The 16,974-nt window shown below is 59.6% G+C and carries 18 protein-coding genes; all 18 read right to left on the bottom strand.

Translation table 11 applies throughout. From position 1 onward, the window contains the following. Positions 1 to 443: 443 nt before the first annotated feature. Positions 444 to 1,235 (bottom strand): amidohydrolase, encoded by a 792-nt coding sequence (locus tag HBO24_RS22440; protein ID WP_169960778.1) that lies wholly within the window; start codon positions 1,233 to 1,235, stop codon positions 444 to 446. Further along, positions 1,223 to 2,371 (bottom strand): pyridoxal phosphate-dependent aminotransferase, encoded by a 1,149-nt coding sequence (locus HBO24_RS22435; protein WP_170060336.1) that lies wholly within the window; start codon positions 2,369 to 2,371, stop codon positions 1,223 to 1,225. The genes HBO24_RS22440 and HBO24_RS22435 overlap by 13 nt, the downstream gene beginning before the upstream one ends. 218 nt (positions 2,372 to 2,589) lie before the next feature. Continuing rightward, positions 2,590 to 4,059 carry a ribosome biogenesis GTPase Der gene (gene der / locus HBO24_RS22430; RefSeq protein ID WP_057437955.1) on the bottom strand — a complete coding sequence of 490 codons (1,470 nt, stop codon included), beginning with the start codon at positions 4,057 to 4,059 and terminating at the stop codon, positions 2,590 to 2,592. A gap of 134 nt (positions 4,060 to 4,193) precedes the next feature. Beyond that, positions 4,194 to 5,345, bottom strand: coding sequence for an outer membrane protein assembly factor BamB (bamB, locus tag HBO24_RS22425; protein WP_057437953.1), 1,152 nt, complete (start codon positions 5,343 to 5,345; stop codon positions 4,194 to 4,196). Next, positions 5,338 to 5,979: a tetratricopeptide repeat protein gene (locus tag HBO24_RS22420; RefSeq protein WP_057437951.1), complete on the bottom strand. Its 642-nt coding sequence runs from the start codon at positions 5,977 to 5,979 to the stop codon at positions 5,338 to 5,340. Before HBO24_RS22420 ends, bamB begins: the two co-directional genes overlap by 8 nt. A gap of 41 nt (positions 5,980 to 6,020) precedes the next feature. Then, positions 6,021 to 7,310 (bottom strand): histidine--tRNA ligase, encoded by a 1,290-nt coding sequence (gene hisS, locus HBO24_RS22415; RefSeq protein WP_057437949.1) that lies wholly within the window; start codon positions 7,308 to 7,310, stop codon positions 6,021 to 6,023. Positions 7,311 to 7,333: 23 nt separating this feature from the next. After that, entirely contained in the window at positions 7,334 to 8,443 is a 1,110-nt protein-coding gene (gene ispG, locus HBO24_RS22410; protein WP_057437947.1) for a flavodoxin-dependent (E)-4-hydroxy-3-methylbut-2-enyl-diphosphate synthase, read from the bottom strand. 2 nt (positions 8,444 to 8,445) lie between these two features. Next, complete coding sequence (locus HBO24_RS22405) at positions 8,446 to 9,441, bottom strand: RodZ family helix-turn-helix domain-containing protein (protein ID WP_057437945.1); 996 nt, start codon at positions 9,439 to 9,441, stop codon at positions 8,446 to 8,448. After that, positions 9,441 to 10,199 carry a type IV pilus biogenesis/stability protein PilW gene (gene pilW, locus HBO24_RS22400; RefSeq protein WP_057437943.1) on the bottom strand — a complete coding sequence of 253 codons (759 nt, stop codon included), beginning with the start codon at positions 10,197 to 10,199 and terminating at the stop codon, positions 9,441 to 9,443. Before pilW ends, HBO24_RS22405 begins: the two co-directional genes overlap by 1 nt. Before the next feature lie 12 nt (positions 10,200 to 10,211). Further along, entirely contained in the window at positions 10,212 to 11,360 is a 1,149-nt protein-coding gene (rlmN, locus tag HBO24_RS22395; protein WP_057437941.1) for a 23S rRNA (adenine(2503)-C(2))-methyltransferase RlmN, read from the bottom strand. A gap of 28 nt (positions 11,361 to 11,388) precedes the next feature. Continuing rightward, positions 11,389 to 11,814 (bottom strand): nucleoside-diphosphate kinase, encoded by a 426-nt coding sequence (gene ndk / locus HBO24_RS22390; RefSeq protein WP_017846179.1) that lies wholly within the window; start codon positions 11,812 to 11,814, stop codon positions 11,389 to 11,391. Between the two features lie 91 nt (positions 11,815 to 11,905). Then, positions 11,906 to 12,106 carry a Fe-S cluster assembly protein IscX gene (gene iscX / locus HBO24_RS22385; protein WP_057437937.1) on the bottom strand — a complete coding sequence of 67 codons (201 nt, stop codon included), beginning with the start codon at positions 12,104 to 12,106 and terminating at the stop codon, positions 11,906 to 11,908. A 14-nt stretch (positions 12,107 to 12,120) separates the two neighbouring features. Continuing rightward, the gene (fdx, locus tag HBO24_RS22380; RefSeq protein WP_016977666.1) at positions 12,121 to 12,462 is read right to left on the bottom strand and encodes an ISC system 2Fe-2S type ferredoxin; all 342 of its coding nucleotides are present in this window, start codon (positions 12,460 to 12,462) and stop codon (positions 12,121 to 12,123) included. A gap of 3 nt (positions 12,463 to 12,465) precedes the next feature. After that, complete coding sequence (gene hscA / locus HBO24_RS22375; RefSeq protein ID WP_057960568.1) at positions 12,466 to 14,328, bottom strand: Fe-S protein assembly chaperone HscA; 1,863 nt, start codon at positions 14,326 to 14,328, stop codon at positions 12,466 to 12,468. A 51-nt stretch (positions 14,329 to 14,379) separates the two neighbouring features. Beyond that, entirely contained in the window at positions 14,380 to 14,901 is a 522-nt protein-coding gene (gene hscB / locus HBO24_RS22370; RefSeq protein ID WP_057437935.1) for a co-chaperone HscB, read from the bottom strand. An 8-nt stretch (positions 14,902 to 14,909) separates the two neighbouring features. Continuing rightward, on the bottom strand, positions 14,910 to 15,233 hold the full coding sequence (iscA, locus tag HBO24_RS22365; RefSeq protein WP_010565230.1) for an iron-sulfur cluster assembly protein IscA: 324 nt from the start codon (positions 15,231 to 15,233) through the stop codon (positions 14,910 to 14,912). Between the two features lie 28 nt (positions 15,234 to 15,261). After that, positions 15,262 to 15,648 (bottom strand): Fe-S cluster assembly scaffold IscU, encoded by a 387-nt coding sequence (gene iscU / locus HBO24_RS22360; RefSeq protein WP_028617851.1) that lies wholly within the window; start codon positions 15,646 to 15,648, stop codon positions 15,262 to 15,264. Between the two features lie 99 nt (positions 15,649 to 15,747). Then, complete coding sequence (locus tag HBO24_RS22355; protein WP_057437931.1) at positions 15,748 to 16,962, bottom strand: IscS subfamily cysteine desulfurase; 1,215 nt, start codon at positions 16,960 to 16,962, stop codon at positions 15,748 to 15,750. Positions 16,963 to 16,974 lie beyond the last annotated feature (12 nt).

Below are 16,974 nucleotides of genomic sequence, written 5' to 3'. Positions count from 1 at the left end.
TCAGGTCGGCTGTCAGGCCGCCTCGATTTGCTTTTGATCTGAGGCGCCCCGTTAAACCACGCTGGCCGTCATCCGATATTGATTTGGGGGGTAACCCGGCAGGACGCCGGGTTAGCCGCGCTGGGCCATGGATGGCCCATCGCGGCGGCCCCCCAAATCAATGTCGGATGACGGGCACACCGAGCCTAGGCGAGGTGCCGAGTGGTGGGGCAGGAGCCCTTTTGGTTACTTTTGGGGCTCTTTTCCAAAAGTGACCCGCCGTAAGGGCGGAACCAATAGCCGCCATGACCGCAGCAACGGATATGTACACAAACCTAAGAATCACTAAAAAATCTGTAGATACCTATCCTCATCGCGGGCAAGCCCGCTCCCACATTTGGAATGCATTCCCCTGTGGGAGCGGGCTTGCCCGCGATAGCTATCCCACTGACAACAGGCCCCTGTCAGACAAACTGAAAACTATCGGCATCCAGATTTGCCGGAAACCGCGTGCGATAGTCCGCCAATTGCGCCGCGTCCAGGCACACCTGGAACACCCCGTCCGCCTCCCCTGCGCTCAGCAGGCTTTCGCCCTGAAAGTCCAGGACCTGGCTGTCGCCGGTGTAGGCAAAGCCCTTGCCATCCGTACCCACTCGGTTCACCGCCGCCACATAACACAGGTTTTCGATGGCCCGAGCCGGCAACAGGCGGTTCCAGTGCTGACGCCGTGCCCCCGGCCAGTTGGCGGTATACAGCAGCAGGTCAGTGTCCTGGGCATCACGGCTCCACACCGGGAAGCGCAGGTCATAGCAGATCAGCGGGCGAACCCGCCAACCCTTGAGTTCGAACTGCACCTGGCGCTCCCCGGGGGTGTAGTGATTGTGTTCACCGGCCATGCGAAACAGGTGGCGCTTGTCGTAGTGCAACACCTCGCCATCGGGCCGCGCCCACAACAGGCGGTTGCGGTGGCTGCCGTCAGCGGCCTGGATGATCACGCTGCCGGTAATCACCGCGTTGTACTTCCGGGCCTGGGTCTTGAGCCATTCATGGGTCGGGCCGTTTTCGGCTTCGGCCAGCAATTGGGACTCCATGGAAAAGCCGGTGGTGAACATTTCCGGCAGCACGATCAGGTCGGCGCCCCTGGCCTGCTCCAGCAGCAGCTCGAAATGCTCCAGGTTGGCCTGGCGGTCATGCCAGGCCAGGGTGGTCTGCACCAGGGCAATGTTCAGGTCGGGTAAAGCACTCAGATCACGCATAGTTTCTCAGCTGCTTGACGCAGCGTCTCCTCGCGTTTGGCAAAGCACAGGCGCACCAGGCGCTGGCCTTGGGGTGGGGTCTGATAGAACACCGAGACCGGAATTGTCGCCACGCCATGCTCGCGGGTCATCCACAGCGACATGGCCACGTCATCCAGGTCCGGGCGAATCTGTGAGTAATCCACCAGTTGAAAGTAAGTACCGGCTACCCGCGTAAAACTGAAACGCGAGGGGGCCAGCAGATCGCAGAACAGGTCACGTTTGGCCTGGTAGAAAGCGGGCAGTTCCTCGACATGCTCCGGGTGTTCGGCCATAAAGTCGGCCAGGGCGTACTGCAATGGCGTTACACCGCAGAAACTGACGTATTGATGCACCTTGCGCAGCTCCGCACTCAAGGCCGCTGGCGCCACCACGTAGCCGGTCTTCCAGCCGGTGACGTGGTAGGTCTTGCCAAAGGAGCTGACCACGAACGCGCGCTGATACAGCTCTTCGTGGGCCAGGACGCTGACGTGGGGTACGCCATCGAATACCAGGTGCTCGTAGACCTCATCGCTGACCAGATAGATATCGCGATCGCGGATCAGCTCGGCCAATTGGTCGAGCTCGGCGCGAGTGATCAGGGCACCACTGGGATTGTGCGGGGTGTTGAGGATGATCATGCGTGTACGCGGGGTCAGCGCGGCCTTGATCTGTTCGAAATCCAGGCTGAAATCCGCCAGCCCCAGTTGCACATGCACACAACGCCCTCCAGCCAGCTCCACCGAAGGCTCGTAGCTGTCGTAGCACGGGTCAAAGACGATCACTTCGTCACCGCTGCGGATCACTGCCTGGATCGCACAAAAAATCGCCTGGGTGGCGCCGGGGGTGATGGTCACTTCGCTGTCGGGATTGACCGACACGCCGTAGCTGCGAGCGATCTTGGCTGCCACTTGCTGACGCAGGGCCGGCAGGCCGGTCATCGGCGCGTATTGGTTATGACCACTGGCAACATGTTTGCCCACCGCGTCGAGCAAGGCCTGGGGACCATTGAAATCAGGAAAACCCTGGGACAGGTTCAACGCGCCGGTTTCGGCAGCGAGTTGCGACATGGTGGTGAAAATGGTGGTGCCGACGTTCGGCAACTTGCTGGTGATCATGCGGTGGGCCCCTGGCGGTGAGTTACAAGTTGTAAGCTGCATGCGCCGAGGGGTCAATCGTGAGGCACAAAAAAGGGCTCATTCAGAGCCCTTTTTGGGTAACGCCTAACGTCTGTAGGAACTGGCTTGCCTGGGATGGCGCTGGGTCAGTCAGCAGGTTGGTGTCTGATCTATCGCTATCGCGGGCAAACCCACTCCCACACAAGCCCGCTCCACTGTCAGCGGCGGTCTTTACGCTTTTTGTCAGCCTTTTTGTTGTGGCTCATCAAGCGACGTTTCTTGTTCACTTGGCGGTCAGTCAGGCTGTTCTTGTTACCTTCGTACGGGTTCTCGCCACCTTTGAACTCGATGCGGATCGGTGTGCCGACCAGCTTCAAGACACGGCGGTAAGTGTTTTCCAGGTAACGCACGTAGGACTTGGGCACCTTCTCGATCTGGTTACCGTGGATCACGATAATCGGCGGGTTGGCACCACCCAAGTGGGCGTAACGCAGCTTGATCCGGCGGTTGTTGACCATCGGTGGCGCATGTTCGCCCACCGCGTCTTCAAGGATCTGGGTCAGGCGGTTGGTCGGCCAGCGGGTGACCGCCGACTTGAACGAGTTCTGTACCGAAGCGTAGAGGTTGCCCACGCCAGTACCGTGCAGCGCCGAGATAAAGTGGATATCGGCGAAGTCGACGAAGAACAACCGGCGTTGCAGCTCGACCTTGACGAAGTCACGCTCGCTTGGGGTCATGCCGTCCCATTTGTTGATCGCGATCACCAACGCCCGACCAGCCTCCAGGGCAAAGCCCAGCAGGTTGAGGTCGTGGTCGACCACGCCTTCGCGGGCGTCCATCACGAAGATCACCACGTTGGCGTCTTTGATCGCCTGCAGGGTTTTGACCACCGAGAACTTTTCAACTTCCTCGTGGATCTTGCCGCGCTTGCGCACACCGGCGGTGTCGATCAGCGTGTACTTCTCGTCGTTACGCTCGAACGGGATGTAGATGCTGTCGCGGGTGGTGCCGGGCTGGTCGTAGACGATTACCCGGTCCTCACCGAGCATGCGGTTGACCAGGGTCGACTTGCCCACGTTGGGGCGGCCGATGATAGCGATCTTGATCCCGTCTTTTTCACTCGGGCCAGGAATGCGCTTGGCTTCCTCACCTTCGGCGACGATCTCTTCTTCGCCTTCAACTTCTTCGGCGTCATCCTTGGGGAAGTCGCGCAGGGCGATTTCCAGCATCTGGGTGATACCGCGACCGTGGGCACCGGCAACAGGAATCGCGTCACCCAGGCCCATAGGGCTGAATTCGGCACGGGCCGCTTCAGGATCGATGTTGTCGATCTTGTTGGCGATCAAATAGGAGCGCTTGTTACGTTTGCGCAAGTGCTCGCCGATCATCTGGTCGGCGGCGGTGTAGCCCGCACGGGCATCCACCAGGAACAACACGACATCGGCTTCTTCAATGGCCAGCAGCGACTGCTCGGCCATCTTTTCGTCCATGCCATGCTCGTCACCGGAGATACCACCGGTGTCGACAATAATATAGGAGCGCCCTTGCCACTTTGCCTCACCGTATTGGCGATCACGGGTCAGACCGGACAAGTCGCCGACGATGGCGTCGCGAGTCCTGGTCAGGCGGTTGAACAAGGTGGACTTGCCGACGTTAGGTCGGCCCACCAGGGCGATTACGGGAACCATGCGGCTCTCCACTGCGTTATTTCAGAAAATACAAAAGCCGCTGCAAGGCAGCGGCTGGTGCTCGGGGCAACACCTGAAGGTGTCGCATGCCCTGCCGAAGCAGCGCCGCCTGGGGGTTACCCCAAGCATAGTTCTTACTTGATGGTCAGGGCTTCCAGCTTGCCGCTGTTACCAAACACATAAAGCATGTTGCCTACTACCAGCGGACGCGCACGCAGGCCGTCGCTGTCGATACGTTCACGGCCAACAAAGCGACCATCTACCTGGCTCAGCAGGTGCAGGTAACCTTCCAGGTCGCCTACCGCTACATAGCTGGAGAACACTTCCGGAGCCGACAGTTGACGGCGAGCCAGCGAGTCATTGCTCCACAGGGCTGTGGTGGAACGCTCATCGACGCTTTCAACGGTGCCCGATGCCAGGCTCACGTAGACGCTGCCAAAACCTTGGGCGACACCGGCGTAGCTGGAGGCATCACGCTGCCAGAGGACGCGGCCGCTTTGCAGGTCCAGCGCCGCGACACGGCCCTGGTAAGTGGCGACGTACAGGGTTTCACCCGACAGCAGCAAGCCGCCGTCGATGTCCACCACACGGTCCAGCTCGGAACGACCTTGCGGAATGGCGACCCGCGATTCCCAGGCCGGCACGCCGTTCTGGGTATCCAGGGCGACCACTTTACCGGTCGAAAGACCTGCCAGCGCCAGGTTATTGGTCACAACCGGACCACTGGTACCGCGCAACGTCAACACCGCAGGGGTGCTGTCGTACAGCCAGCGCTGCTCGCCGGTGTTGGCGTCAAGACCGATGACACGGTCATCCTGGGTCTGCACCACGACGATATCGCCGTTGGTGGCAGGCGGTGCGAGGACTTCACTGGTCACGCGAGCGCGCCATTTCTCTTCACCGGTGCTCGAATCCAGGGCCACGACTTCGCCTTTCAGCGTGCCGATCATCACCATGCCGTAACCCACGCCGACGGCGCCGGAAACAGGCAACTCGAGGTCTTTCTTCCACTTGACGTCGCCGTTCATGCGATCCATGGAGATCACCACGCCGGTCACGTCAGCGGCCACGATGTTGTCACCGTCGATTGCCGGTACCAACATGTTGTAGGTGTCGCCCTGGCCGTCACCGATAGAGCGGCTCCACTGCTTTTGCAGGACCACTTCTTCCTTGAAGCTGGTCAGCTCGGCCGGAGGCAGTTCTTTTTTGCTGTTGCTGCTGCAACCCGCGGCCAAAACGGCCAGAGCCAGCAATGCTGCATGTTTCCAACGGATCACGTCACGCATCCCCTTTGGCCAAGTCGTCCAGCTTGATTTGTAAACCACCGACCGCTGCTTCATCAGACAGCGCAGCCTTGGCTTTTTGGTACGCAGCATTGGCTTCGTCGGTACGACCCAATTGGACCAGCAGGTCGCCCTTGAGCTCTTCGCGAGTGGCTACAAATGCCTTGTCAGCATCGCCGTCGAGCAGTTTCAGTGCTTCGTCGGCCTTGTTCTGTGCGGCCAGGACCTGGGCCAGGCGCTGACGTGCGATTTCACCCAGGGTCGGGTTGCTCGGCTTGTCGGCGATGGCTTTGAGCTCGGAGGCTGCATCATCCAGCTTGCCGGTATCGACCGCGACTTTCGCGACGAACAGGCTACCGTATTGGGCGTAGGTGCTACCGCCAAATTCGTTTTTCAGCTTGCCGGCCAGGTCCGCCACTTGGGCAGGATCAGGCTTGCCGGTAGGCGTCAGCGTGGTTTCCAGCAATTGCTGATAGAGCATCGAGGCGCCTTGCGACTGATTGCCCTGATACTTCTGGAACGCCTGCCAACCGAACACCACCACCAGCGCCAGCAGGCCGCCAGTTACCAGGGGTTTGCCGTTACGCTGCCACCAGTCTTTGAACTCGGCCAGCTGATCATCTTCAGTACTCGACACCCCAATACTCCTTAATCGCTAAATTCGGCTGTTTGACAGCTTCAACCCTGCACGATGCAGGTGGCCAAGTGCGCGGCAAGCGCATCAAAGGCAATGCTTTGTTGTTCGCCCTGGCCACGCAGGGGTTTGACACTTACCACTTGCTGGGCCAGTTCATCGTCGCCCAGGATCAGCGCGTACAACGCGCCGCTCTTGTCGGCTTTCTTGAATTGGCTCTTGAAGCTGCCAGCGCCGGCATTGACCTGCAGGCGCAGGTTCGGCAGTTGGTCGCGCAACTGTTCGCTCAAAGCCAGGCCAGCCAGTTCGGCTGCCTCGCCAAAGGCGCACAGGTACACGTCCACCTGACGGGAAATTTCTTCAGGGATCTGCTCCAGGGTTTCCAGCAGCAGGATCAGCCGCTCGATGCCCATGGCAAAACCCACGCCCGTGGTCGGCTTGCCACCCATCTGCTCGACCAGGCCGTCGTAACGACCACCGGCACACACGGTGCCCTGGGCGCCGAGCTTGTCAGTGACCCACTCAAACACGGTCTTGCTGTAGTAATCGAGGCCGCGCACCAACTTGGGGTTGATCACGTAGGGAATCCCGGCCGCATCCAGGCGTGCCTTGAGGCCCTCGAAGTGCGTGCGGGACTCGTCGTCCAGGTAGTCGGCCATTTTCGGCGCGTCGACCAGCACAGCCTGGGTCTCGGCGTTCTTGGTATCAAGGACGCGCAATGGGTTGGTCTTCAGGCGACGCTGGCTGTCTTCATCGAGCTTGTCCAGGTGAGCGGACAGGTACTCGACCAGGGCTTCACGGTAACGGCCACGGGACTCGCTGGTGCCCAGGCTGTTGAGCTCGAGCTTGACCGCGTCGCGGATGCCCAGTTGGCCCCACAGGCGCCAGGTCAGCACGATCAGCTCGGCGTCGATATCCGGGCCATCGAGGTTGAAGACTTCGCAACCGATCTGGTGAAACTGGCGATAACGGCCTTTTTGTGGGCGCTCGTGGCGGAACATCGGGCCGATGTACCACAGTTTCTGGGTCTGGCCACCACCGGTGATGCCATGCTCGAGCACAGCGCGCACGCACGCGGCGGTACCTTCCGGACGCAAGGTCAGGGAGTCGCCGTTGCGATCTTCGAAGGTGTACATCTCTTTTTCGACGATGTCAGTCACTTCACCGATGGAGCGCTTGAACAGCTCGGTGAACTCGACGATTGGCATGCGGATCTGCTTGTAACCGTAGTTATCCAGCAGGCGCGCGACCGTGCTCTCGAAATAGCGCCACAGGGGCGTCTGTTCGGGCAGGATGTCGTTCATGCCACGAATGGCTTGCAGAGACTTGCTCACATCAAATCCTTAAATTCGTTCGATCAGCCGCGAGCGATCAGCGCTGCGTCAGAGGCGACCTTCTCGGCCGCTTTCTCGCGGATCAGCCGTTCCAACTGATCCACCAGATTATCATTCGTCAATTTCTGCGACGGCTTGCCGTCGATGTAAATCAGGTTCGGGGTACCGCCGGTCAGGCCTACGTGCGCCTCCTTGGCCTCACCCGGCCCGTTGACCACACAGCCGATCACCGCAACATCCAGCGGTACCAGCAGGTCTTCCAGGCGTACTTCCAACTCGTTCATGGTTTTCACCACGTCGAAGTTCTGCCGCGAGCAACTCGGGCAGGCAATAAAATTGATGCCACGGGAGCGTAAATGCAGGGATTTGAGAATGTCGTAGCCGACTTTCACTTCCTCTACCGGGTCCGCCGCCAGGGAGATACGAATGGTATCGCCAATCCCGTCGGCCAGCAGCATACCGAGACCCACCGCAGATTTCACTGTGCCTGAACGCAAACCACCGGCTTCGGTGATGCCCAGGTGCAATGGCTGCACGATTTCCTTGGCCAGGAGGCGGTAGGCTTCTACCGCCATGAACACGTCGGAAGCCTTTACGCTGACCTTGAAATCCTGGAAGTTCAGGCGTTCAAGGTGCTCGACATGGCGCAGTGCCGACTCGACCAGGGCTGCCGGGGTAGGCTCGCCGTATTTCTTCTGCAGGTCTTTTTCCAGTGAGCCAGCGTTGACACCGATGCGGATCGGGATCCCGCGGTCACGGGCTGCGTCGACCACGGCACGCACGCGGTCTTCGCGACCGATGTTGCCCGGGTTGATCCGCAGGCAGTCGACGCCCAGTTCGGCCACGCGCAACGCGATCTTGTAGTCGAAGTGGATATCGGCGACCAACGGTACCTTGACCAATTGCTTGATGCGGCCGAAGGCTTCGGCAGCGTCCATATCCGGCACGGAAACCCGCACGATATCGACGCCAGCGGCTTCCAGGCGGTTGATCTGGGCCACGGTGGCCGCTACGTCATTGGTGTCGCTGTTGGTCATGCTCTGCACGGCGATGGGGGCATCACCACCCACCGGCACGGAGCCGACCCAGATCTTGCGCGATACGCGACGTTTGATTGGAGATTCGCCGTGCATGACTATTGTCCCAACTTCAGGCGAGCGGTCTCGCCACTGGTGAACGGCGCCACGTCTACAGGCTGGCCGTTATAGGCCACTTGCGCGCCACGGGCAAAGCCCAGACGCAGCGTCAAAGGAGGCTTGCCGACCTGCTCAAGCGTATCTCCCTTACGCTTCAAAGCACTGAACAGGACTTTGCCATTGCCATCGGTGACTTGTGTCCAGCAGTCAGCGACGTAGGTAATGTGGAGACGGCCATCCCCCGCCACGCCGGCAGGCGCCTGGGCGGCAGGTGCAGCGACTGTTGGTGCGACTGGCGCGGCCGGAGCCTGGGCCGGGACAACAGGCGTCTGGACCGTGGCAGCCGGGGCCTGGGTCACGGGAGCCGTTGGAGCCGGTGCAACGGCGGCCGGAGCTGGCTCACCGCTGGCTTCGGCAGGCTGCTGGCCCGCTTGCAGCTCAAGATTGGTTTCAGGGGCCGCCTGGCCCTGGACGACAGCCTGGTCTTCCGGCTCGTCCAAGGGGTGAATCTGGGTGGTACCGTCAGCGCTTTCGACTTCGACGTGTTCCAGGGCGTTGCTGATCAGATCCTTGCTGCGCAGCGAGGTCTGGTCCTGCCACCAGATAAAACCACCACCGATCACTGCAATCAGCAATAGCAGGCTGACAATTCGCAAAATAGTATGGGAAACCCGCACCGGCTCTTCAATACGACCGAGACCGTGTACGTTACTGCCCTGGGAATCCGTACCGGTGAACTGGTCGAATTGCTGGACCAGGATGGCCTGGTCGGTGCCCAGCAGCTTGGCATAGGCGCGGATGTAACCACGGGCGAAGGTATGCCCTGGCAGTTTGTCGAACGCGCCGTTTTCCAGGTTACCCAGGGAAGTGGTGGTCAAATTGAGCTTGAGGGCCACTTCTTCCAGCGACCAACCATTGCTTTCGCGGGCCTGACGCAAGGTCTCGCCTGGGTTTACGCGATTAGCGGCTACAACTTCCGGGTGCGCGGCTTTCATCATTGCTCCGACAGGTATTGCTGATATTCCGGGGTACCGGGATAGAGTCGTTCTAATTGCTGACCAAAACGTGCGGCCTTGTCGCGTTCTTCATGAACCGTGGCCAGGCGCACACCAAGCAATAGACTACGTGCATTTTGCCCACTGAGCAGGCTAAAACGCTCGTAATAGTCACGTGCCGGCACATAATGCCTGTCTTCAAACGACAACTGGGCCATTTCGAGCAAGGCCCGTGGCTGGCGCTGATTCAGGTGCAGGGCTTTTTCCAGTTGCTGGCGGGCATCTTCACGCTGGCCGAGACGCACGGAGGTCACTCCCAGGTTCTCGAAAACCCGCGAACGTTCAGGATATAGGGTATCAGTGGCTGCTTGCTGGAAATAACCGGACGCTTGCTTATAACGCTCCTGCTGAAACAGGAAGCTGCCGTAGTTGTTGAGCAGGCGTGGATCATGGGGGCGAACAGCCAGGGCCTTGCGGTAATACTGGTCGGCCAGCTCGGGCTCGGCCTGGGCCTGGAACACCAGGGCCAACGCCGCATTCGCGTCGGCATCATGGTTGTCGAGGGCCAGGGCCATTTGCAGCGGCACCTTGGCCTGCTCGCTCAGGCCCTGGCGCAGGTATCCCAGCCCCAACTGCACATAGGCAGCACGCGCTTCGTCACGGCCCTTGCCGGTTTGCAACGGACTATCAGAGCCCGATGAAACACAGCCAACCGACAGGCTGGCAACAAGCAACAGCAGCGCAAGGCGCAAGGGCATAGAGATCCTCTCTCAGGTTCGTGTCGCGGCGTTCTGCGCCAGATCGCTGTCGGCGCTCAATTCGCGCACTGCGATGTAACGCTCGCTACGACGGGTGCGATCCAGCACCTGTCCTACCAATTGGCCACAAGCGGCGTCGATGTCCTCACCACGGGTGGTGCGCACAGTGACATTGAAGCCAGCCTGGTGCAGTTGATCCTGGAAACGACGGATGGCGTTGTTGCTCGGCCGCTCGTAGCCAGAATGGGGAAACGGGTTGAACGGAATCAGGTTGATCTTGCACGGGGTGTTCTTGAGCAACTCGATCATCTCGACCGCGTGTTCAACCTTGTCATTGATATCTTTGAGCAAGGTGTACTCGATGGTCAGGACGCGCTTTTCGCCCAGGGACGACATATAACGCTGGCAAGATTCGAGGAGCATCTTAAGCGGATACTTCTTGTTGATCGGCACCAATTGGTTACGCAATGCGTCATTGGGTGCGTGCAGCGACAACGCCAGGGAGACGTCGATGTGCTTGGACAGCTCATCAATCATCGGCACCACGCCGGAGGTCGACAGGGTCACACGGCGCTTGGAGATGCCGTAGCCCAGGTCGTCCATCATCAGGTGCATGGCCGCAACCACGTTGTCGAAGTTCAGCAGCGGCTCACCCATGCCCATCATCACCACGTTGGTGATGGCACGGTCGACGGTCGCCGGGACGCTGCCAAAGGATTTGTTGGCAATCCACACCTGGCCAATGACTTCGGCGGCGGTGAGGTTGCTATTGAAGCCTTGCTTGCCGGTGGAGCAGAAACTGCAATCCAGGGCACAGCCTGCCTGGGACGAAACGCACAAGGTGCCACGTTTGCCCTGGGGAATGTAGACGGTCTCGACGCAGCTGCCGGACGCCACGCGCACCACCCACTTACGGGTGCCGTCGCTGGAGATGTCCTCGCTGACCACTTCAGGACCACGGACCTCAGCAATCGCCTTGAGCTTGTCGCGCAGGGCCTTGCTGACGTTCGTCATGGCGTCGAAATCGTCGACGCCAAAGTGGTGAATCCACTTCATTACCTGACCGGCACGGAAACGCTTCTCCCCGATTGAGTCGAAGAATTTTTCCATTTCCTGTTGAGTCAGACCCAGCAGGTTGGTTTTTACAGTCGATGTAGTCATGGATTCACCTTCACTCTTAAGCCAATGCTTAGCGAGTGGTTACTTCAGTAGCTGCGAAGAAGTACGAAATTTCGCGAGCAGCAGCGGCTTCGGAGTCCGAACCGTGTACAGCGTTGGCGTCGATGGAATCAGCGAAGTCAGCACGGATAGTGCCGGCAGCTGCTTCTTTAGGGTTGGTAGCGCCCATCAGCTCACGGTTCAGAGCGATAGCGTTTTCGCCTTCCAGAACCTGAACAACAACAGGACCGGAGATCATGAAGGCAACCAGGTCACCGAAGAAACCACGAGCGCTGTGCTCAGCGTAGAAGCCTTCAGCTTCAGCCTTGGACAGTTGCTTGAGTTTCGAAGCTACAACCTTCAGGCCGGCTTTTTCGAAACGAGTGGTGATCTCGCCGATGACGTTTTTTGCAACAGCGTCAGGCTTGATGATGGAGAAAGTACGTTGAACAGCCATGGTGTAACTCCAGAAACGGTAATTTGCGAAAAATTAAACCCGCGAATTATACGCGGGTTCTTGGGTATTGCCTAACTGCGTAAGGGAGGCTTCAGTCCTGTTCTTCTTTCCAGGCAGTCTGGATCGCTTCGAGAACCTTTTCACCACCACGATCCCGCTCGTCTTCGAACCCTGGCAAAGCCATGACCATGTCACGCAAAGCTACAAAGTTCACCGAATAGGGATCCGTATCCGGATGGCCGTCGGCCAGCAGAATAGCGATTTCTTGCACATCAACCCATTTAAGACTCATGACACTTCCTTGAATCAGTGCGGCGCTTCGGCGGCATGGTTGAGCGAATACTTCGGAATTTCGACGGTGAGGTCTTCTGTCCCCACCTTGGCCTGACAGCTCAGGCGCGAAGTCGGTTCCAGGCCCCACGCCCTATCAAGATAGTCCTCTTCCAGCTCATCAGCCTCTTCGAGACTATTGAAACCTTCGCGGATAATGCAGTGACAGGTGGTGCAGGCGTTAACACCACCACACGCACTCTCGATCTCGATATGGTTGTCATGGGCAACTTCGAGAATGGACTTGCCGGTCTCAGCCTCCACGACCATACCGTCCGGGCAATGCTCGGCGTGTGGCAGAAAAATGACCTGTGGCATCAGTTATTCCTCGATTTCATTCAGGTTGCGTCCCGCCAGGGCGGCTTTCACCGTCTGGTTCATACGACGGGCGGCAAAGGCATCGGTTACTTGTGAAAGGCGCTTGGTCTGTTGTTCGATGGCATAGCCATCGGTGCCTTTCATCAATTGGGCCAGTTCCTGCATCTGCAGGTCGATGACCAGACGCTCTTCAGCATCCAGCAGGCGCTCGCCGTCGGCCTCAAGGGCGCCCTGCACCGCTTCAAGCAGGCGCTGGGCATCGACTTGCTGCTCACGCAACACCCGGGCGACCTTGTCATCACCGGCGTACTGGAACGAATCCTTGAGCATCTTGGCGATTTCGCCGTCAGTCAGGCCGTAGGACGGCTTGACCTGGATGCTCGCTTCAACGCCCGAACCCAGCTCGCGCGCTGCCACGCTGAGCAGGCCGTCGGCGTCAACCTGGAACGTCACGCGGATCTTCGCCGCACCCGCGACCATGGCCGGGATACCGCGCAATTCAAAACGCGCCAGGGAGCGGCAGTCGCTGATCAGCTCGCGCTCGCCTTGCAGCACATGAATCATCATGGCCGTCTGGCCATCTTTATAAGTGGTGAAGTCCTGGGCGCGGGCGACGGGAATAGTGGTGTTGCGCGGAATCACCTTCTCCATCAGGCCGCCCATGGTTTCCAGGCCCAGGGACAACGGAATCACATCAAGCAGCAACAACTCGCCGCCATCGCGCTTGTTGCCGGCCAGGGTATCGGCCTGGATCGCGGCACCGATGGCCACCACCTGATCCGGGTCGATTTCGGTCAGCGGCTGGCGACCGAAGGCGTCGGCTACCGCTTCGCGAACCCGTGGCACACGGGTCGAACCGCCAACCATGACCACCGCGCCAACTTCTTCCAGTTCGATGCCGGAATCACGTACGGCGCGACGGCAAGCCTTCAGACTACGGGCGACCATTGGCTCGATCAGCGCATCAAAGGCTTCACGGGTCAGTTGGGCCGACCAGGAGCCGTAGGAAACTTCAACAGATGCGGCGTCAGTCAGCGCTTCCTTGGCGGCGCAGGCGGTTTGCAGCAGGTTACGCTGCTCGCCCGGATCCAGGTCGGCGGACAAACCGGCACTGGTGATCATCCAACCGGCAATGGCGTGGTCGAAGTCATCCCCACCCAGGGCACTGTCGCCACCGGTGGCCAGCACTTCAAACACACCGCCAGTCAGGCGCAGAATCGAAATATCAAAGGTGCCGCCGCCCAGGTCATAGATAGCAACCAGGCCTTCAGCGTGCTGATCCAGGCCATAGGCCACAGCTGCCGCCGTCGGCTCGTTGAGCAGGCGTAGCACGTTCAGACCGGCGAGTTTCGCCGCGTCCTTGGTGGCTTGGCGCTGGGCGTCATCAAAATAAGCCGGGACCGTGATGACCGCGCCGACCAATTCGCCACCCAAGGTAGTTTCTGCACGCTGGCGCAGCACCTTTAGGATATCGGCCGACACTTCCACCGGGCTTTTCGGCCCCTGCACGGTGTCGATGAACGGCATATGGGATTCGCCGCCGACAAAGCGGTACGGCAGTTGGTCGCCCAATTGCTTGACGTCGGACAGCCCACGACCCATCAAGCGCTTGACCGACAGTATGGTGTTCAGCGGGTCGGCAGACGCCGCCAGCCGAGCGGACTCGCCCACTTCGATGCGGTCAGCGTGATAGCGCACGGCGGATGGCAGGATGACCTGGCCATCAGCATCGGGCAGCGGCTCGGAGAGACCGCTGCGCAGTGCGGCGACCAGTGAATTGGTAGTACCCAAGTCGATGCCAACCGCCAGGCGACGCTGGTGCGGTTGAGGACTTTGGCCGGGTTCGGCGATCTGCAGTAGAGCCATGGTAATCAGGTCTTATCTGTCTATCAGGCGTGCAATCTGTGCAGCACTGGGTTAATCGTCGAGGCGCTCTTCTAGCTGGCGCACTTCGTAAGTGAGCTTGTCGAGGAACTGCATGCGCCGCATCAGGCGTTCGGCCTGTTCACGTTGCGCTGCATCGTCCCAACAGGCTGCGAAGCTTTCGTTGAGTTCATCCTGGGCCACTTTCAGACGCCGCTTGAAGACCGCGACGCCAGCCAGATCGGCCTCGTCCTGCAAGTCTTCAAGCTCTTCACGCCACTGCATCTGCTGCATCAGGAAATCAGGGTCATGGACCGTGACTTCCAGCGGCATTTCGCCACCACCCATGGCGAGCAGGTAACGCGCGCGTTTGGGAGGGCTTTTGAGCGTCTGATAGGCTTCGTTGAGGCTGGCTGACTGCTCCAGCGCCAGGCGCTGCTCACGCTCGGAAGCGTCGGCAAAGCGATCCGGATGCACCCCACGCGCCAATTCACGGTAGCGCGTGGCAAGCTGCTCGAGGTCCAGCCGAAAGCTCGGCTGCAGCTCGAATAAAGCGAAATGACAAGGAGTACCCACAAATAGCCTCAGATGTTGAAGCTTTCGCCGCAGCCACATTCACCGCGTACGTTGGGGTTGTTGAACTTGAAGCCTTCGTTCAACCCTTCCTTGACGAAATCGAGTTCGGTGCCGTCCAGGTAGGTCAGGCTTTTCGGGTCGATGATTACTTTCTCGCCGTGACTTTCGAACACCTGATCTTCCGCAACCACCTCGTCGACGAACTCCAGCACGTAGGCAAGGCCGGAACAGCCTGTGGTGCGCACACCCAGACGAATCCCCTCACCTTTACCGCGCCCATCCAGGGAGCGTCGCACGTGCCGCGCAGCCGCTTCTGTCATGCTGATAGCCATCGTTGACTCCTTACTCGTCGCCAAATGCTTAGATCAAGCCTTTCTTCTGCTTGTAATCGCGAACGGCCGCCTTGATGGCGTCCTCTGCAAGTACCGAGCAGTGAATTTTCACGGGCGGCAGGGCCAGTTCTTCGGCCAACTGGGTGTTGCTGATAGTGACAGCCTCATCCAGGGTCTTGCCTTTCATCCATTCGGTCGCCAGGGAACTGGAGGCGATGGCTGAACCGCAGCCGTAGGTCTTGAACTTGGCGTCTTCAATAACGCCAGCGTCGTTGACCTTGATCTGCAGGCGCATAACGTCGCCGCACGCCGGAGCGCCGACCATGCCGGTGCCCACATCAGGATCTTCCGCGTCCATCTTGCCGACGTTGCGCGGGTTTTCGTAGTGGTCGATGACCTTTTCGCTGTAAGCCATGGTACTGAATCCTCACTCATCAGGGCCGCTCTGGAACCCTGTAGAAACGCCTGCGTTTTCCGCCACGTTCCTACAGAGCTTGGGTGGCGGCTTCTATATTTAGTGTGCCGCCCACTCGATCTTGGAAATATCGACACCGTCTTTGTACATGTCCCACAGCGGCGACAGAGTGCGCAGCTTGGTGACCGCTTCGCAGACTTTCTGCGCTGCGTAGTCGACTTCTTCTTCGGTGGTGAAACGGCCGAACGTAAAGCGGATCGAGCTGTGCGCCAACTCGTCGTTGCGGCCCAGGGCGCGCAGGACGTAGGACGGCTCGAGGGAAGCCGAGGTGCAGGCCGAACCGGACGAAACCGCCAGATCCTTGAGCGCCATGATCAGCGACTCGCCCTCGACGTAGTTGAAGCTCAAATTCAGGTTGTGCGGTACACGGGCGGTCATGCTGCCGTTGATGTACAGCTCTTCAAGGTTCTCGACCTGCTTGTAGAAGCGATCGCTGAGGGCCTTGATGCGCACGTTTTCGGCAGCCATGTCTTCTTTGGCTACACGGAAGGCTTCGCCCATGCCGACGATCTGGTGGGTCGCCAGGGTGCCCGAGCGCATGCCGCGCTCGTGACCGCCGCCGTGCATGGTGGCTTCGATACGTACGCGAGGCTTGCGGCTCACGTACAGCGCGCCAATGCCTTTAGGGCCGTAGGTCTTGTGGGCCGAGAACGACATCAGGTCGACTTTCAGCTTGGACAGGTCGATATCGACCTTGCCGGTGGACTGGGCAGCATCGACATGCAGCAACACGCCTTTGGAGCGGGTCAGCTCGCCGATGGCGGCGATGTCGTTGATGGTGCCGATTTCGTTGTTCACGTGAATCACGGAAACCAGGATGGTGTCTTCACGCATCGCGGCTTCGATCATTGCCGGGGTGACGATACCGTCGGTGGTGGGCTCGAGGTAAGTAACCTCGAAACCTTCACGCTCCAGTTGGCGCATGGTGTCGAGGACAGCCTTGTGCTCAATCTTGGTGGTGATCAGGTGCTTGCCCTTGGTCGCGTAGAAATGCGCGGCGCCCTTGATTGCCAGGTTGTCGGACTCGGTGGCACCGGAGGTCCAGACGATTTCACGCGGGTCGGCATTGACCAGATCGGCGACCTGGCGACGAGCGTTTTCCACCGCTTCCTCGGCCTTCCAGCCGAAAACATGGGAACGGGAGGCCGGGTTGCCGAAGTTTCCGTCAACCAGCAGGCATTCGCTCATCTTTTGCGCGACACGCGGATCAACCGGGGTGGTCGCTGAGTAATCAAGGTAAATCGGCAATTTCATGGACTTTCTCCT

Source organism: Pseudomonas sp. WS 5410 (assembly GCF_012985645.1).
In the GTDB taxonomy this organism is placed as follows: domain Bacteria; phylum Pseudomonadota; class Gammaproteobacteria; order Pseudomonadales; family Pseudomonadaceae; genus Aquipseudomonas; species Aquipseudomonas shahriarae.
Note: the sequence above shows the minus strand (reverse complement) of the source record. Positions and strands in the feature narration are given on the sequence as shown.

What these genes read in the sequence shown, in the direction of transcription:
- HBO24_RS22440 (WP_169960778.1), bottom strand. Translation starts at nt 1,235, where the DNA reads ATGCGTGATCTGAGTGCTTTACCCGACCTGAACATTGCCCTGGTGCAG.
- HBO24_RS22435 (WP_170060336.1), bottom strand. Translation starts at nt 2,371, where the DNA reads ATGATCACCAGCAAGTTGCCGAACGTCGGCACCACCATTTTCACCACC.
- der (WP_057437955.1), bottom strand. Translation starts at nt 4,059, where the DNA reads ATGGTTCCCGTAATCGCCCTGGTGGGCCGACCTAACGTCGGCAAGTCC.
- bamB (WP_057437953.1), bottom strand. Translation starts at nt 5,345, where the DNA reads ATGCGTGACGTGATCCGTTGGAAACATGCAGCATTGCTGGCTCTGGCC.
- ispG (WP_057437947.1), bottom strand. Translation starts at nt 8,443, where the DNA reads ATGCACGGCGAATCTCCAATCAAACGTCGCGTATCGCGCAAGATCTGG.
- HBO24_RS22405 (WP_057437945.1), bottom strand. Translation starts at nt 9,441, where the DNA reads ATGAAAGCCGCGCACCCGGAAGTTGTAGCCGCTAATCGCGTAAACCCA.
- pilW (WP_057437943.1), bottom strand. Translation starts at nt 10,199, where the DNA reads ATGCCCTTGCGCCTTGCGCTGCTGTTGCTTGTTGCCAGCCTGTCGGTT.
- rlmN (WP_057437941.1), bottom strand. Translation starts at nt 11,360, where the DNA reads ATGACTACATCGACTGTAAAAACCAACCTGCTGGGTCTGACTCAACAG.
- ndk (WP_017846179.1), bottom strand. Translation starts at nt 11,814, where the DNA reads ATGGCTGTTCAACGTACTTTCTCCATCATCAAGCCTGACGCTGTTGCA.
- iscX (WP_057437937.1), bottom strand. Translation starts at nt 12,106, where the DNA reads ATGAGTCTTAAATGGGTTGATGTGCAAGAAATCGCTATTCTGCTGGCC.
- fdx (WP_016977666.1), bottom strand. Translation starts at nt 12,462, where the DNA reads ATGCCACAGGTCATTTTTCTGCCACACGCCGAGCATTGCCCGGACGGT.
- hscA (WP_057960568.1), bottom strand. Translation starts at nt 14,328, where the DNA reads ATGGCTCTACTGCAGATCGCCGAACCCGGCCAAAGTCCTCAACCGCAC.
- iscA (WP_010565230.1), bottom strand. Translation starts at nt 15,233, where the DNA reads ATGGCTATCAGCATGACAGAAGCGGCTGCGCGGCACGTGCGACGCTCC.
- iscU (WP_028617851.1), bottom strand. Translation starts at nt 15,648, where the DNA reads ATGGCTTACAGCGAAAAGGTCATCGACCACTACGAAAACCCGCGCAAC.
- HBO24_RS22355 (WP_057437931.1), bottom strand. Translation starts at nt 16,962, where the DNA reads ATGAAATTGCCGATTTACCTTGATTACTCAGCGACCACCCCGGTTGAT.